18 protein-coding genes are annotated in these 15,484 nt (G+C 69.9%); 11 read left to right on the forward strand and 7 right to left on the reverse strand.

Annotated elements, in window-relative coordinates; genetic code table 11:
* Positions 1-103: 103 nt before the first annotated feature.
* From L1885_RS01605 to L1885_RS01615, 3 genes are read right to left on the reverse strand one after another with little or no spacing between them, the layout of a single operon-like run.
* Entirely contained in the window at positions 104-400 is a 297-nt protein-coding gene (locus L1885_RS01605; RefSeq protein ID WP_235795104.1) for a hypothetical protein, read from the reverse strand.
* Positions 401-443: 43 nt separating this feature from the next.
* Positions 444-1,142, reverse strand: coding sequence for an HAD family hydrolase (locus L1885_RS01610; RefSeq protein ID WP_235795105.1), 699 nt, complete (start codon positions 1,140-1,142; stop codon positions 444-446).
* The gene (locus tag L1885_RS01615; protein ID WP_235795106.1) at positions 1,129-1,995 is read right to left on the reverse strand and encodes a GntR family transcriptional regulator; all 867 of its coding nucleotides are present in this window, start codon (positions 1,993-1,995) and stop codon (positions 1,129-1,131) included. The genes L1885_RS01610 and L1885_RS01615 overlap by 14 nt, the downstream gene beginning before the upstream one ends.
* Before the next feature lie 135 nt (positions 1,996-2,130).
* Between L1885_RS01615 and L1885_RS01620 the strand changes: the two genes are divergently transcribed.
* The 10 genes from L1885_RS01620 to repSA all read left to right on the forward strand — a co-directional run bounded on the left by L1885_RS01620 (position 2,131) and on the right by repSA (position 7,788).
* Positions 2,131-2,460: an SCO3933 family regulatory protein gene (locus tag L1885_RS01620; RefSeq protein WP_235795107.1), complete on the forward strand. Its 330-nt coding sequence runs from the start codon at positions 2,131-2,133 to the stop codon at positions 2,458-2,460.
* 5 nt (positions 2,461-2,465) lie between these two features.
* Positions 2,466-3,815: an FtsK/SpoIIIE domain-containing protein gene (locus L1885_RS01625; RefSeq protein ID WP_235795108.1), complete on the forward strand. Its 1,350-nt coding sequence runs from the start codon at positions 2,466-2,468 to the stop codon at positions 3,813-3,815.
* An 83-nt stretch (positions 3,816-3,898) separates the two neighbouring features.
* Positions 3,899-4,084: a hypothetical protein gene (locus L1885_RS01630; protein WP_235795109.1), complete on the forward strand. Its 186-nt coding sequence runs from the start codon at positions 3,899-3,901 to the stop codon at positions 4,082-4,084.
* Positions 4,085-4,151: 67 nt separating this feature from the next.
* Positions 4,152-4,832: a DUF2637 domain-containing protein gene (locus L1885_RS01635; RefSeq protein ID WP_235795110.1), complete on the forward strand. Its 681-nt coding sequence runs from the start codon at positions 4,152-4,154 to the stop codon at positions 4,830-4,832.
* Positions 4,833-4,849: 17 nt separating this feature from the next.
* Positions 4,850-5,038, forward strand: a complete 189-nt coding sequence (locus L1885_RS01640) for a mobile element transfer protein (protein WP_235795111.1) — start codon at positions 4,850-4,852, stop codon at positions 5,036-5,038.
* Between the two features lie 19 nt (positions 5,039-5,057).
* Positions 5,058-5,399, forward strand: a complete 342-nt coding sequence (locus L1885_RS01645) for a SpdD protein (protein WP_235795112.1) — start codon at positions 5,058-5,060, stop codon at positions 5,397-5,399.
* Positions 5,400-5,404: 5 nt separating this feature from the next.
* Complete coding sequence (locus tag L1885_RS01650; protein ID WP_235795113.1) at positions 5,405-5,947, forward strand: GGDEF domain-containing protein; 543 nt, start codon at positions 5,405-5,407, stop codon at positions 5,945-5,947.
* Between the two features lie 94 nt (positions 5,948-6,041).
* Positions 6,042-6,224, forward strand: a complete 183-nt coding sequence (locus L1885_RS01655; protein ID WP_235795121.1) for a hypothetical protein — start codon at positions 6,042-6,044, stop codon at positions 6,222-6,224.
* A 5-nt stretch (positions 6,225-6,229) separates the two neighbouring features.
* Complete coding sequence (locus L1885_RS01660; protein WP_235795114.1) at positions 6,230-6,400, forward strand: hypothetical protein; 171 nt, start codon at positions 6,230-6,232, stop codon at positions 6,398-6,400.
* Positions 6,397-7,788 carry a replication initiator protein RepSA gene (gene repSA, locus L1885_RS01665; RefSeq protein WP_235795115.1) on the forward strand — a complete coding sequence of 464 codons (1,392 nt, stop codon included), beginning with the start codon at positions 6,397-6,399 and terminating at the stop codon, positions 7,786-7,788. Before L1885_RS01660 ends, repSA begins: the two co-directional genes overlap by 4 nt.
* 151 nt (positions 7,789-7,939) lie before the next feature.
* On the opposite strand, the gene L1885_RS01670 is transcribed toward repSA, so the two are convergent.
* The 3 genes from L1885_RS01670 to L1885_RS01680 form a co-directional block, all read right to left on the reverse strand.
* Complete coding sequence (locus tag L1885_RS01670; RefSeq protein WP_235795116.1) at positions 7,940-9,373, reverse strand: recombinase family protein; 1,434 nt, start codon at positions 9,371-9,373, stop codon at positions 7,940-7,942.
* A 238-nt stretch (positions 9,374-9,611) separates the two neighbouring features.
* Positions 9,612-10,397 (reverse strand): FAD-dependent thymidylate synthase, encoded by a 786-nt coding sequence (gene thyX, locus L1885_RS01675; RefSeq protein WP_235795117.1) that lies wholly within the window; start codon positions 10,395-10,397, stop codon positions 9,612-9,614.
* A 308-nt stretch (positions 10,398-10,705) separates the two neighbouring features.
* A complete protein-coding gene (locus L1885_RS01680; protein ID WP_235795118.1) occupies positions 10,706-11,731 on the reverse strand; it encodes a Yip1 family protein in 1,026 nt (341 codons plus the stop codon).
* A 192-nt stretch (positions 11,732-11,923) separates the two neighbouring features.
* Here L1885_RS01680 and L1885_RS01685 point away from each other — a divergent pair, with 192 nt between their 5' ends.
* Positions 11,924-12,457, forward strand: coding sequence for a ricin-type beta-trefoil lectin domain protein (locus L1885_RS01685; protein WP_235795119.1), 534 nt, complete (start codon positions 11,924-11,926; stop codon positions 12,455-12,457).
* Between the two features lie 453 nt (positions 12,458-12,910).
* Here the strand turns inward: L1885_RS01685 and L1885_RS01690 are convergent, their stop codons facing one another.
* Positions 12,911-15,211: a (Fe-S)-binding protein gene (locus L1885_RS01690; protein ID WP_235795120.1), complete on the reverse strand. Its 2,301-nt coding sequence runs from the start codon at positions 15,209-15,211 to the stop codon at positions 12,911-12,913.
* Positions 15,212-15,484 lie beyond the last annotated feature (273 nt).

Below are 15,484 nucleotides of genomic sequence, written 5' to 3' on the forward strand. Positions count from 1 at the left end.
TAGAGAAACCTGTAACACTTCGCCTATACGAGCCCGACAGGCAGGCATTCCAACATAGCGACCTCCGGGCAGCGCAAGGCGCGGCTCTGGCTCCCGGCCGCGATCAGGGCTGTTCAGCGCGTGGCAGGAAGTGGAGGTTATCGAACTCGTAGTTGGCTTGGTTCACGGCTTCCTGTGCCGCCGCGTGATACGTGTCCGTCAGGACTTCCCAGTCCACAGAGCAGTAGAACAGGTAGTAACCGGGATCGTCGCTGTAACGCACAATCGCCAAGTTGGCGGCGCGCTCCTCGAACCCGTTGACTGAGTGGCGAGTCCGGCGGGTAGCTCGCTGAGCTTCCCCCACCCCTGCGAGCAGCTCGACTGAAGCCCCGTCAAGAGTGGACGGAACGAAGATGGCCACTGCGCTGCCCCCAGTGTTGCGAAAGAGCTCGAAGGCGGGTATATCAGCCGCCCGAACGGCTCAGCGCCTCTGCGATGGCATGCATGTCGTCGGTGATCGCATCTGCGCCGGCGTCCGAGAAAGCGCGGGCCTTGCCGGGCTTGTTGGCGTAGCCGACTGCGAGGCTCCCCGCCGCGTGCGCGGCTTCGATGTCCGTGACGGAGTCGCCGATTAGGACGCACGAAGATGCAGGGACCCCGAACAGCTCGGCGGCCCGGATGAGCGAGTGTGGGTGCGGCTTCATCAGGTCCGGCCGCTCCTGCGGTCGCCCAATGATCTCCTCGACGTACTCCGACAGGTCGTGTCGCGCCAGGAAAGCCCGGACACACTCGGCCGAGTTGTTGCTCACTACCCCTACACGCTGCCCTGCCGCTCGCGCACCGGTGAGTGCCGCGACTGCTCCTGGGGTCGGGTTACCTGCCACCTGGACCGCTTCCACTTCCGCGGTAGTGAGGGCCTGCTCGACCTTTCGGCTCAGCTCGATGTCAGCGGCGTACGCGAGGCGGAGCACTTCGAGCGGGTCATCAGTTCCCGCGAGTTTCGACCTGAGCACTGACTGATCTGACGGTGCGAACTGGGCAAGGCGAACCGCGATCTGGTGCGCCGGCATTCCCGCGAACACGTCGCAAATGGGTCCGTCGAAGTCGAAGAGAACGACGGAGGCACTAGTCAGCGGCTCGCGCAGCGCATCAGTGGCTGTCAAGGTCGAAGTCCCTTGCGATGGTCTCCCACACGCTGTCGAACCACATGCGGGCCTGCTGTACCTGCTGATCTCCACCAGACGAGTCGCCGTCGTTGACCGAGTGATGGAAGAGCACCGTGTCTCGCCCGACCAGGTCGTAGATCTCGACGGATTCCCCCTGAGCCACGACCCTGTTCGGCTTGATCGGGTAGTACCCGAAGAACGCGTCGACTCCGTTGATCACGTACAGCTTGAAGAACTGGGTGCCGCTGTGAACGCGCACGTCAACCCCCGTGTCGGGCACCAAGCCAAGGTGACCGAGTTCCGCGACGGAGTCACGAATGCTTCGCGTGTAGCCAAGCATGATGTCGTGCATGCGCTGGCGCAGCCGCTCGTCATCCGCGCCATCTTCACGGCGAACAGGTGCCGCCTGCGGTACCGACATGTCAGGGACGAGGATGCGAACCGCGATCCGCGAGGGGGTCAGTCGTCCAACCCGGATCTTGTCCAGGGGCTCTTGCAGCGCGCCGTGAAGGGTCTCGCTGGAGAATCCGGCGAAGTCAATGGTGACTTCCTGACTGGAAAACGCCTGCTCAACGTACGGCCTCAGGCCAGCCGGCCGTTCGGTGCGGTTTCGGACGAAGACACCGCTGCCCTTCCGGGAGACAACCAGTCCCTCGTCTTCCAGCTCGCGTAGTGCCCGCTGAATCGTCGCGCGCGCGAACCCATAGCCGTCCGTCAGTTCCTTATGCGATGGCAACTTCTCACCAGGTGCGAACTTCCTGGTCCGGATGGCCGCGCCAAGGCTGCTTGCCACCTGCTCATAGGGCGGCCGGTCGTCGTCAGGGTCAAGCGGGTCGGGGACGAAGGTCATGGGTCGATCGTACGCGCACGGACTCTCATTGGGACAGCCAGGACAGTCAGGTGTTGACATGGCTAGCCAGGATGCCTACCTTGGTCATGTAGCCAGATGGCTAGCCAAGACAGTCACCTACTTCAGGAGACAGTAATGCCGTCCTTCAAGATCGATGTCTCGACCGCTGTGGTGTTCGTGGCGACTGCGCCGACGCCGAAGCTCGTCAACAAGCAGACCGGTGAGATCGCGGTGGACCGGGAGACCGGTGCGCAGCTCGCGACGGTGGGTCTGCTGATCTCGGACGAGGGTGAGGGCAACCTCTACCAGGTGACCGTGCCGTCGACGGGCCTGCCGGAGGGTCTGGCCCCGGGTATGCCGGTGACGGTGGTTGGACTCAAGGCGCGGGACTGGGAGAACGAGTTCAACGGGCAGAAGCGGCACGGGATCTCCTTCCGGGCGGCTGCGGTCACGGCGGGGGTCTGATCCTCGTGACGGACGTGTCCACGCTGCTCGAACTGTCCGGCGTCGCGGCCGGCGCGGGTGGGATCGGCTATGCGAAGGTTCGCGCTCCTCGCGCGTACTGGTCGCTGGTCGGCCTGCCGATCGCGATAGGCCGCTTCACGGTCACCTACTCCTCGACGATGGACGTGTGCGGCCTGACCGTGCAGCCCTCCCGGCTGCGGGCCTTCCTGGTCCGCAACGTCGCCCGACGCTCCGAGGTCCAGCCGGTTCCGCCGAAGGTCCGCCAGGTGCGGGGAACGTCGACGGGGATGCGGGTCACGTTGCGTCTGCCGGCCGGTCTGGAGCCTGCCGACGTGGCGGCTGCCTCCGAGCGTCTGCGCCACGCCTGGGGAGTCCACTCCGTGCACGTCACCACGACGAAGCCCGGCTTCGTGGAACTGCGGATGACGGGCTACGACGTACTCCGGCGAGTCCGCATGCCCCGCCGGGCCCCTTCGGGTCCGATGGTGGTTCCGGTGGCGTTGCGGGAGGACGGGTCGGCGTTCGTGCGGGATTACCGCAAGATCCCGCACAACCTGACCTTGGGCGCGAACCAGTCGGGCAAGTCCATGTATCAGCGCAACCTCGTCACCGGCCTCGCCAAGCACCCGGTCGGCCTGGTCGGGATCGACTGCAAGCGCGGGGTCGAGCAGCGCCCCTACGCCCCGCGCCTGTCCGCCCTCGCGACGAATCGGGATGAGGCGGCCGGCCTGCTCGATGCCCTCGTGACGGAGATGGAGAACCGCTTCGATCTGCTGAGCGAGCACGGCGTCTCCGACCTGTGGGAGCTGCCGGAGACGGTGCGGCCGGTGCCGTTGGTGGTGCTGGTGGATGAGGTCGCGGAACTCTTCCTCACCACCGTCCGCAAGGAAGAGGAACGGCGGGATCGGATGGTGACGCAGATGGTCCGTCTTGCGCAGATGTCGCGTGCGGTCGGGATCTTCCTGGAGGTGTGCGGGCAGCGCTTCGGCTCCGACCTCGGCAAGGGAGCCACCGCACTACGTGCCCAGCTCACCGGCCGTGTGGTGCACCGGGTCAACGACAAGCAGACCGCAGAGATGGGCCTCGGGGACATCTCCCCGGAAGCCGTCTTCGCCGCCACCGCCATCCCCGCCGATCGCCCCGGCATCGCCGTGGCGGGCGACTCCTCCGGCGGCTGGTCCCGCATCCGCACCCCCGAAACCACCCCCACCGAAGCCGCTGCCACCTGCCGCGCCTTCGCCCACCTCACCCCGGAACTGCCCTTCCTCAAGCCGTTCCGCCCCACCGTGCCCGCCGACGCGCCGGCACCCGTCGAGGGCCCCTCGCTGATCAAGCCCCGGCCCATCACCGACTAACACCCCTGCTCCATCGGTTGGCGTGACCGTCTCGCGCCAGGTCCCTACCCCCCGCATGCCTGAAACCGGAAGGGAGCACCGCCATGGCCCGCAAAACCACCACCCGCACCAAGGCCAAAGCGCCGGCCGAACCGCCTGTCTGTCCCTCGTGCACGGGCTCGGGGCAGGTCGCCCGGACTGTCCGCGTCGGCCGCCGGCAGCGCGTCGTCGGCCAACAGGAGGGCCTGTGCCTGACCTGCCTCGGCTCCGGCCTCGACCCCAACACCTGACCACCCGGGCGCCGGGCGGCCCACCCCTCGACCGCCCGGCCCCCTCCTCACGAGAAAGGACCCGACGATGACGAAGCAGGAGGTAGAGCGGACCGCGATCCTCGTGGCGGGCGCGGTCATCCTGGCCCTGACCGGGGCAGCGTTCTGGCTGTCCTACGCCCACCTGGCCGCTGTCGCCAAGACCAACGGCCTGGCCCAGTCCACTGCCCGTACCTGGGCATGGCCCGCCACGCTCGACCTGTTCATCGTGGCCGGCGAAGTCCTGATGTTCCGGGCCGCCCTGCGGCGGGTGACGGACTGGTGGGCGGTCGGCCTGACCGTCGCCGGATCACTCGGCTCGATCGGCCTCAACGTCGCCGGCGTCGGCTCCGGCCAACCCTTCCTCCACTACGTCGTCGCCGCCGTACCCCCCTCCGCCGCGTTGCTCGCCTTCGGCGCCCTCATGCGGCAGGTCCACCAACTCATCGACCCCGCCAGCGAACCCACCCTGGCGGCGGGGATCGAGGAGCCCGAACCCATCCCGACGCCCGAAGTCAGTCTCGAACGCGAGCCTGATGCGGCCCCGCCCGCTGCCGAACTGCCCGCCGCCGACCCGGCGCCGGTGCCCCCGGCGCTCCTCGACTACGCCCGCAAGACCGCTGATGCCCACCGCGAGAGCACCGGTCGGCCGATCGACGCGGACACCCTGCGCGCCCGCCTCGGCGTCCCCGGCCCCCTCGCCGCTTCCCTCGTAGCCCAACTGACCTGACCTGGAAGGACCCCGCCATGCCGCGTCCGCGCCGCTTCTACGACCTGCTCCGCATCGGCCCTGTCCAGGTCGGCTCCCACTACGACGGCCACGGCCGCACCAAGCACACCGCGACCTGTACCGCCCCCGGCTGCAAGTTCTCCACCGACAAGCCTGACCGCGCCGGCGCCGAGCTCGCCGCCCGCGCCCACCGCTGCAACCCCTGACCCGAAAGGACGGCACATCGTGTTCACGCCGAAGTACCCCCGCCCCGACACCGCCCCCGCTCCGACCGTCGTACCGCCGGCCGCCCTCGTGCCCACCTCGGACGGCCACACCCCGGCCTGCACCTGCGGCCACACCCACACCCCGACCACCCCCACCCCGGCACCGGTCTCCACCCGGCCCACGGTTCAGCTCACGCCCGGCGCCCTCGTCGCCCTTGCCGCCGGCGGAACCGCCGCCGTCCTGGTGGTCGGGACGGTCCTGGTCTCGATGCTCCTCGCGGTCGCGGTCACGGGGGCCTCGGTCGCCGTGTGCGCCATCGTCATCCGCTCCCTGCTCAACAGCCAGCACAAGGCCCGGTGAGCCCCATGGACCCGATGTTCCTCGCGGCCGTGGCCCCGGTCACCGGATGGGCCCTGCACGGCAGCCTGCTCGCCCGCCGCCTGTCCACCGCCCGCCGCGATCCCCTCACCGGCTTGCACACCCGTGGCGGCTTCACCGCGCGGGCCGAACGGATCATCCGCCGCTCGCCCGGCGCCGTGGCGGTCCTGGTCGACCTGGACGACTTCAAGCAGATCAACGACCACCACGGCCACGCCGCCGGTGACGCCGTGATCGCCGCAACCGGGCTCCGCCTCGCCTCCTGGGTCAGCCGACATGGCGTCGCTGCCCGGCTCGGTGGAGACGAGTTCGCCGCGCTGGTCACCGCCGAGTCGCGTACCGCTGGGCTTCCCGCTCTCACGGCCGCACTGTGCCGGCCGGTCCTCTACGACGGCCGCGTACTCCCCGTGTCGGCCTCGCTCGGCGTCTGCCGCCTGACCGACCTCGCTCTGCCCCGCCTCACCGACGCGCTGTCCGCCGCCGACGCCGCCATGTACGTGGCCAAGGGCCACGGACGCCGCAACCGATAACGGCCCCCGGCGCGGCCTCGGTCGCCAAACTTCCGCCGCGCCGGGCGCCTGCAACCCCTTCCAAGCCACACAGACCCGAAAGGGACACCCCATGATGCCCGACCACGCCCCCATGCTGCCCATCTGCCACCACTGCGACGGCTTCCCGACCGTCCACATCACCACCGGCACCCGCCGCCCCGACGGCACCCGCGCCACCCTCCCGGCGGTCTGCCCGGCCTGCCAGGGCACCGGCCGTACCCTCCCCGCCGCCGCCCTCGCCCGCGCCGGCCGGTGAGCCCCATGGCCCTCCTCGACTGGCGCTCCCCGGAGCACTACGACCACACCGGCGACCAGCCCTGCGTGCTGTGCGACAAGCCCACCCCGCTGCGCTCCGACCGCGGCAAGCCCGTCCACAAGGTGTGCGCCGAAGCCTGGCTCGACGCCCACACCCCGAAGGAGAACCAGCAGTGAACACCTCCGCCACCCTCGCGGCGGCGGGCCTCGACCCGACCACCCTCCACGACCTGTTCAGGGTGGCCGGGTCGGACGGCTTCGAGCGCTGGCAAGAACAGATCCGCCGCACCGGCGGCTGCTCCGAACCCATCCACCTCATCGGCTCCACCAAGACCATCGACCCGACCACCGGCACCGTCCTGCACTCCTACTCGACCGACAAGGAACCCGGCGGACGGCTGCGGGTCGCGTGCGGCAACCGGCGTGCCTCCCGGTGCCCGGCCTGCGCCTGGACCTACGCCGGGGACACCTACCACCTCATCCGCGCCGGCCTCACCGGCGACCCGAACAAGGGCACCCCGCACACCGTGCGCGACCACCCCCGCGTCTTCGCCACCCTCACCGCCCCCTCCTTCGGCCCCGTCCACAACCGGCCCGCCAACGGCCGCTGCCGCTGCGGCACCCGCCACCCCGAAGGCGCCCCCGAACTCGGCACCGCCCTCGACCCGGCCACCTACGACTACGCGGGCGCCGTGCTGTGGAACAACCACGCCGGACACCTCTGGCGCTACGTCACCATCTACCTCCCCCGCGAACTCGCCGCCCGCGCCGGCATCACCCAACGCGAACTGAAAGAACAGCTCCGAGTCTCGTACGGGAAGGTCGCGGAGTACCAAAAGCGCGGTGCCATCCACTTCCACGCCGTCATCCGCTTCGACGGACCAGACGGCCCCGACACCCCGCCCCCGGCCTGGGCCACTATCGACCTCCTCACCGACGCTCTGCGGGCCGCTGCTGCCCGCGCTGAGGTCGCCCTGCCCGCCTCCGGCGAGCACCCCGCCCGGGTCCTGCGCTGGGGGACGCAGCTCGACGTGCAGCCCATCGGGGCCTTCGGTAACGGTGAAGACCTCACCGAACAGGCCGTGGCCTCCTACGTGGCCAAGTACGCCACCAAGGCCGCTGAGGCGACGGGGACCGTGGATCGGCGGATCGGGGAGCTGTCCGAACTGGACAATCTGCCGGACCTGCCCGACCACACCCGCCGCCTCATCCAAGCCTGCTCCGAACTCGACCCGGCCTATCCAGACCGGAAGCTGTGGCGCTGGGCTCACATGCTCGGCTTTCGGGGCCACTTCTCCACGAAGTCCCGCCGGTACTCGACCACCCTCGGGGCTCTCCGACAGGTCCGCGCCGACTACCGGGCCGCCCAGCAATGCGAAGCGCTCGGCCTGCCGGATCCCGATGACGACCCGGAGTCGACCACGCTCACGCTCGCGCACTGGACCTACGCCGGCCACGGCCACACCCCCGGGGAATCCTGGCTCGCCGCCAACATCCACCGCGACATCCAACACAACCGCGAAATGGCACGTCAGGAGCCCGTCGGAGGCGAATTCGATGAGTGAAAAGACCATACGCTCAAAGGGCAGCGAAAGTGTGGCCGGCGGGCAGGTCATGACCACCGAAGAGTGGATCCGGTTGCATCTTCGGCGGGCCCCTGAGCGGGATGAGGAGTGGGTGCGTCGTGCTCTGGTTCTACAGGGCCGTGCCTGATCGTCAGCGCCACACCGGTTCGATGAGGCTGGGGTCGAACTTCCGCTTTCCGCGTCCCGCCGGATGGATGATCACGGCGGACAAGCTGTGCAAGACGATCTCCTGCTGCCGCTCGATCGGGAGAGTGAAGAACTCGTCTACCGTCAGGTTCGCCGTGTCCCCCTTCGCCTCGGCCTGTTTCTGCTCCTTGTAGAACCGAGCGCGCCTCAACTTCAACTCGTCGCGCAACCGCTCCTTGGCCGGTAGGAGCTGCAACAGAGTTGCCACGGTGATCTGCTTCGAGCGTTCCGCCTCCACGAGTTGGGCGATGTCCTGTGTGACTTGCTCCAACTCGGATTCATCAGGCCACCGCTCTTCGGCCGGCACCGCCGTTACGGCGGCTCGGGCCCGCTGCTCCTCCAACACGAGTTGAGCTATGAGCCTGTCAACGGGTTCTCCGGTCCGCCCGACCTTGCCGCATCCCCCGTTGACCACGGAGCACTGATAGGTGTACTTCGCCGCCTTGGACTCCGGTGTCCACCGTTGGTTGATCTGGCCCCGGATCTTGGTCTTGCAGAGTCCGCACCGGGCAATGCCAGACATCAGATACTTCCTGGCCAGGGCCTTGCCGGGGTGCTTCTGCTTGCGCTCGGCAACGGCGGAGCAGACCGCCTCCCACTCTTCGAGGGTGTTGATGGGCTCCCACTCGCCCATGATGGGCCGACCATCCTCGCCGTGAAGGATCTCGCCGTGGTAGGTCCGGTAGCCCACGAGACGCGGGTTGGTCAGGATGTGCTCGACGTGGTGGTGAGCCATGCGCTTGGTTCCCTCGCGAGGGTTCCCGAAGCCCTGTTCCTGCCACCGTGTGCGGATGGTGCCGATGCGCACGCCGGCAAGGACCTCGCGTTGTGCTTCACGGATGACTTCGGCTGCCGCCGCGTCGACCTTGCTCCGGTCGTCCTTCCGCCATCCGTAGGGGGCCGGCCCGCCGCTGTCCTTGCCCTGCTGGGCCAATTCCAAGTGCTTCCGCTTGATCCTTCGGGAGGCGTCGTGGGAGGACTTGTTGGCGAACGCGACCATGATGCGGGCCATGGTGCGACCGTCCGGGGTTCCAAGGTTCACATCGTTCGTGACCGTCGCGAATTCAAGGCGGGGACGGTCGTCGAAGACCTCGATGAGGCGTTCGAGGTCCCGTGGCTGTCGAGCCAGCCGGTCCAGGTCGTATGCGACGACTCCGTCAATGAGGCCGGCGCGGAGATCCGTGAGCATCAGCTCGAACTCGTCGCGAACGACGTTGCGCTTGAACGCGGATACGTCGTTGTCCTCGTAGACCTTCACGGCCTGCCACGATCGGAGGTCGGTCAGCCGCTCGCAGTCCTGACGCTGCCGTGCGACGCCGAGCGAGTCACCTTCGTCGTCCCGCGAGATGCGGGTGTAGATCCCTACATTGCGCGCCACGCCGGGCCTCCCGCTGCCATCTGAGCAGGAGTCAGGCTACTACCGTCATGTGGTCAAGTCAGCCTGGAGCGTCCAGCCGCCCGTGGTCCGGCGCTCCGGCCAGGTGCTCGACGCCTGAGGCCCGGTCCGGGCCGGGACCGGGGGGAGGCGGGCCGTGACGCGCGAGCGGGCGCCCGGCATGGGGCACGCCCGGGGTGCGGGGCGCCGCTTCCGCGGCTCCCCGGGCGGGTGGTGACCGTCAGACCTTGCGCCACTTCGGGGTCCAGGCGCCGTCCTCGACCTCGTAGTCGCCGAAGAGCGCCGGCGCCTCCTTGGCCATCAGCTCGGCGAGCCGGCCGAACACCAGGCGGATCTCCTCCTCGGCGCCCTTCGACGTGCGGCTCTCGATGACGTGCCGCAGCGTCCGTACGTTCGCCGTCCACACGAGACCCGTCGCCAGGCCCTCCGGGGCGAAGCGGCGCATGAACGACGTCTTCGCCTTCTTCTCGCCGAAGTTCACGCCCTCCTCGTCGAGGCCGAAGTGGCCCGCCATCCAGCGCTGGAACTCCTCCATGCGGCCCAGCAGCTCGGCGGCCCGCTCGCGCAGCTCGGTGTCCTCCTCGGCCCAGTCGGGGAACCAGAACGGCAGGTCGTCCAGGCGGACGAAGCGCAGCGACTCCTGCGAGACGGCGGTGCCGGCGCGGTGGCGCACGAGCTCGTGGGTGACCACCCGGCTGACGTCGTGCAGGACGAACGTGAAGTTGACGTGCTCCAGGACGGAGCCGTGCGCGGACGCCAGGATGTTCTGGAGGTACGCGGACTGGTCGGTGCGCACGCGGCGCACGTTGGGGTTGAGCCCCGGCTCCCAGGAGCGGTAGCAGATCCGGCCGGCGAACTCGGCCAGGTTCTGCGCGTCGTCCATCTCGCCCCGGTCCACGCGCTCGAGCCACGAGGCGCCGCCGACGTCGTGCAGGTACGCGGCGACCTCGTCGTAGTCCAGTTCCGGGCGGGCGATCAGGTGGACCTGCGGGGTTGCTGCGCGCATGGGGCTGCGTCCTTCGTGCGGTGACGGCTGTGCGGGCCGTGAGGGCTGGCAGGGCGGGGAGGGCTGGCAGGGTGCGGGAGGCGAGGGACGGTGGGTCGTCCGCAGCGTACGCGGCCCGTCCTCCGAGCGGGCGAAGGGAAGCCCCTCCGCCCGTGCGCCGTTCCGCTCGTGCCGCCGGTCCGGTGAGCCACCCGGCCCGGCCCGGTGAGCGGCGCGGGCCGCCCACCTCCGCAACGTCAGAGCATCAGAGCGCCAGAGCGTCAGAACGTCAGAACGTAAGAACGTCAGAGCGCCAGAACGTCAGAGCGTCAGAACGTGCCGAGCTTCAGCAGGGACAGCAGGGCCAGCAGCTCGATCGCCGAGGCGCCGAGCGCCTTGGGCCACGGCAGGTCGTGCGAGCGGCGCACCATGGCCGTCATCAGCACGCCCGCCGCCAGCCAGGTCAGCCAGCCGAGGATCTGCACGAAGCCGTTGTCGCCGCCGAGGAACGCGGCGAACAGCAGGCGCGGCGCGTCCGTCAGCGACATGATCAGCATGGAGAGGCCGACCGTGGGCTGCCAGGAGCCGTCGCCGCCGAGCTGGCGGGCGAGGGTGTGGGTGACCGCGCCGAGGATCAGCCCGCCGATCACGAAGGCGGCGCCGGTGATGAGGACGTACGGGATCGCCGTGGACAGCGTGGAGCCGATGACGTCGTCGCGCGCGTCGTCGAAGCCGAACAGCGCGAGCATGCCGTAGATCAGCGTGACGATCAGGGCGGGGCCCCACACCGGGTGGTCCCGCATCTGCAGGAACGTCTCGCTGGGGCGCATCACGATGCCCGTGAGCAGGTCCCGCCAGCCGAGCCGGGGGCCGACCGGGGCGGGCGCGGCGCCCGCGCGGTAGGTCGCGCCGCCGCCGTACGGGTCGTCCGTGCGGAAGACCTGGGTGTGCCCCGGGTTGTTGTCGGAGGGGTTCGGGTCGGCGGACGGTATGCCCCCCGGCACGGGCCCCTGCGGCTCGTACCGCGGCTGCTGGTGCCCGCCCTGCTGGTGGCCGCCCTGCTGGTACTGGGCCTGCTGGTGCGGGGGCTGCTGCTGGTAGGGGTGGGGCGAGGCGCCCCGCGGCGGGGCGTAGGACTGCTGCTGCGGCGGGTACTGCTGCTGGTCGCCGAAGTACTCCGGCTCACCGCTGTACTGCTGCCCGCCGCCGAACTGCCCCTGGCCGGCCGGCGCACCGGTCCCCGGCCACTGCGGGGGCTGCTGCCGCCGCCCGCCCTGCCCCTGCGGGTAGGGAGGTTGCGATTGCTGCCGCGGGTCGCGGTTGTCCCGGCCGCGTCCGTTCCTGAATCCAGCCACGTCCTCGAACGTACCCGCTCCGGCGCGGCGCGAGCGCCGCAGGCGGCGAACGGGCACGCCATTGCGTCCGTCCTGTGACATCCACCTGGGGGTTTCCGGAGTCGTTGCGGTCCGCGTGCCGTCGCTCGTGGTAGTGGTTCCGCTACGTCGAGTGTTCGCAGCCGGTGCCCGTTCCCCCACCCTGGAGGTCCCATGTCGTTCGTACGGCCCGCCGTCGCCGCCGCGCTGGCCGCGCCCCTTCTGCTGCTCCCGGCCGCCGCCAGGGGCGGTACGGCCCGTCCCGTCGCGACGACCCTCAGCGGCAGCGCGGTGGACGGCGCGTACTACGTCAAGGACGCGGCCACCGGCCGCTGTCTCGCGGGGGACGAGGTCGCCACCTGCGGCAGCGACGGCACGGAGTGGAGCCTGCGCAACCACGGCGACGGCACGGTCCAGTTCCAGCAGGCCGCAGCGGGATCGCGCTGCCTGACGCTGCCCGACGCGCTGACGTATCCGGCCGACGTCCTGCTGAGGGCGTGCGACTCCACGGTCCTCAAGGACCCGTCGCCGGACGCGGCGGAACGGGCCGCGCTGGCCGACCGCTGGCGCATCGAGGGCTGGGCCGACGGCCCGGTCACCATCGCCCACGCCTACCCTCCGACGGGGCGCCTCGCCATCCGCGGGACCGCCGTCCAGGTGAGCAACAACAGCTCGTCGGTGTGGGTGCTCAACCCGGTCGACAAGTGACCGGGCCCGTCGGCGAGCGACCCGTACGGCCGGCCGCCCGCGGCCCCGCCGACGAGTGACCCGTACCGCCGTCCGGTCACGGCCCCGTCGACGAGGGGCCGGCACCGCCGGCGGGTGACCGGCCCTTCGGCGGGTGACCGGCCCCTTCGACGGGTGACGGGCTCGGCGGGCGGCGGCCGCCGGTGGCCGCCTCCGGAGGGAGGCGCCCCTGGCGCACCGCTGGGCCACTCCCGCCACGCTCGTCCCGGTGTCCCGGTGTCCCGGTGTCCCGGTGTCCCGGTGTCCCGGTGTCCCGGTGCCCCGGTGCCCCGTGTCCCCCGTGTTCCCCGTGTCCCCCGGACGCGCCGAGGGCCCGCAGCCGCGTCTCGCGCGCCTGCGGGCCCTCGCCCTGCCCCGAAGGGCCCGTTCGACCGCGCCCCGGAAGGCCCGGCTGCTTCGTCCCGGAGGACCCGGCTACTTCGCCGGTTCGGGCTCCGGCGTGTCCGCCTCCTGCGGTGCGTCCTCCGGGCCGGCCGGGGTCCTGACGGAGTCGAGCAAGAGCTGCGCCACGTCGACGACCTGGAGCGACTCCTTCGCCTTGCCATCGTTCTTCTTGCCGTTGACGGAGTCGGTCAGCATCACCAGGCAGAACGGGCAGGCCGTGGAGACGATGTCGGGGTTCAGCGACAGCGCCTCGTCCACGCGCTCGTTGTTGATGCGCTTGCCGATGCGCTCCTCCATCCACATGCGCGCGCCGCCCGCGCCGCAGCAGAAGCCGCGCTCCTTGTGGCGGTGCATCTCCTCGTTCCTGAGACCGGGCACCTTGGCGATGATCTCGCGCGGGGGCGTGTAGACCTTGTTGTGCCGGCCCAGGTAGCAGGGGTCGTGGTACGTGATGAGGCCCTCGACCGGGGTGACGGGCACGAGCCTGCCCTCGTCCACCAGGTGCTGGAGCAGCTGCGTGTGGTGGATGACCTCGTACTCGCCCCCGAGCTGCGGGTACTCGTTGGCGATGGTGTTGAAGCAGTGCGGGCAGGTCGCGACGATCTTCTTCGACGCCTTCGGCTTCCTCGTGGCGGGTTCGACCGCCCCGTCGTCGTCGAGGGACTCGCCGAACGCCATGTTCAGCATCATGACGTTCTCCTGGCCGAGCTGCTGGAACAGCGGCTCGTTGCCGAGGCGGCGGGCGGAGTCGCCGGTGCACTTCTCGTCGCCGCCCATGATGGCGAACTTCACGCCGGCGATGTGGAGCAGTTCCGCGAACGCCTTCGTGGTCTTCTTCGCGCGGTCCTCCAGCGCGCCCGCGCAGCCGACCCAGTACAGGTAGTCGACCTCGGTGAGGTCCTCGACGTCCTTGCCGACGACGGGCACGTCGAAGTCGAGGTCCTTGGTCCATTCGAGGCGCTGCTTCTTGGCGAGGCCCCAGGGATTGCCGCGCTTCTCGAGGTTCTTCAGCATCGTCCCTGCCTCGCTCGGGAAGGCGCTCTCGATCATGACCTGGTAGCGGCGCATGTCGACGATGTGGTCGACGTGCTCGATGTCGACGGGGCACTGCTCGACGCAGGCTCCGCAGGTGGTGCAGGACCACAGGACGTCGGGGTCGATGACCCCGTTCTCCTCGAGCGTGCCGATCAGCGGGCGTTCGGCCTCGGCGAGCGCGGCGGCGGGCACGCCGGCCAGCTGCTCGGCGCTCGCCTTCTCCTCGCCCTCGGCGTTCTTGCCGCCGCCGGCCAGCAGGTAGGGGGCCTTCGCGTGGGCGTGGTCGCGCAGCGACATGATCAGCAGCTTGGGCGACAGCGGCTTGCCGGTGTTCCAGGCGGGGCACTGCGACTGGCAGCGGCCGCACTCGGTGCAGGTCGAGAAGTCGAGGATGCCCTTCCAGGAGAAGTCCTCGATGCGGGAGACGCCGAAGACGGTCTCCTCGGCGCTCTCCTCGTCGTCGAAGACGGTCTCGAAGTCGATCACCTTGCCGCCGCTGGCCATCGGCTGCAGGGCGCCCAGCGCCGTGCCGCCGTCCGCGCGCCGCTTGAACCAGATGTTCGGGAACGCGAGGAAGCGGTGCCAGGCGACGCCCATGTCGGTCTTCAGCGCGACCGTGATCATCCAGATGAAGGACGTCCCGATCTTGACCAGTGCGATGGCGTAGACGAGGTTCTGCTGGGTGCTCGTGCTCAGGCCCCGGAAGGCGGCGACGAGCGGGTAGGACAGCAGGTACGAGACGGTGTACGACGTCTCGTGGTGCAGCGAGCCCTCCAGGCCGCGCAGCGCCAGGATGCACAGGCCGATGATCAGGATGACGGCCTCGACGAAGTACGCCTGGCCGAAGTTGGAGCCGGCGAAGCGGGACTTGCGCTCGGCGCGGCCGGGCCGGGACAGCTGCCTGACGACGATGAGCACGAGGATGCCGAGGGTCGTCAGCACGCCGATCAGGTCGACGAAGACCTCGTAGGGCGCCCAGTTCCCGATGACGGGCAGCAGCCAGTCGGCCTGGAAGAGCTGGCCGAACGCGTTGATCAGCGTGAGGATCAGCGAGAAGAAGCCGACGGCCACGAACCAGTGCGCGACGCCGATGACGCCCCACCGGTTCATCCGCGTGTGGCCGAGGAACTCCCTGGCCACCGTCATGGTGCGGGCGCCGGGTTCGTCGGTGCGGGTGCCCGCGGGGACGGCCTGGCCGAGGCGCACGAAGGTGAAGATCTGCGCGACGGCTCGGCAGAACAGCGCCGCACCGACGACGGCGAGCACCAGCGACACGATGATCGCGGCGAGTTGCATGGAGGGCTCCTCGGGCCTGCGAGGTGGGGAGGATCCGCAGGTTTCCGCACGCTGCGGCCGCTCAGGCGTTTACTAAGCGGTAACTTAATCGGTCCGCACTGAGCGTACCCACTTACCCCGCCGCAATGTAACGCCGTGACCGGTGATCTGTGTCGCTCACCGTGACACGTCCGTGCGCGCTGCGCGAACCTGCCCCGCGCGCCGGGCCGCCCCGGCCTCGGCCCGCCTGCGGGCCCGGACCGTCGCCCGCAGGGGGCCCGCGAACAGGGGCGC

This window comes from Streptomyces fuscigenes, from assembly GCF_021556455.1.
In the GTDB taxonomy this organism is placed as follows: domain Bacteria; phylum Actinomycetota; class Actinomycetes; order Streptomycetales; family Streptomycetaceae; genus Streptomyces; species Streptomyces fuscigenes.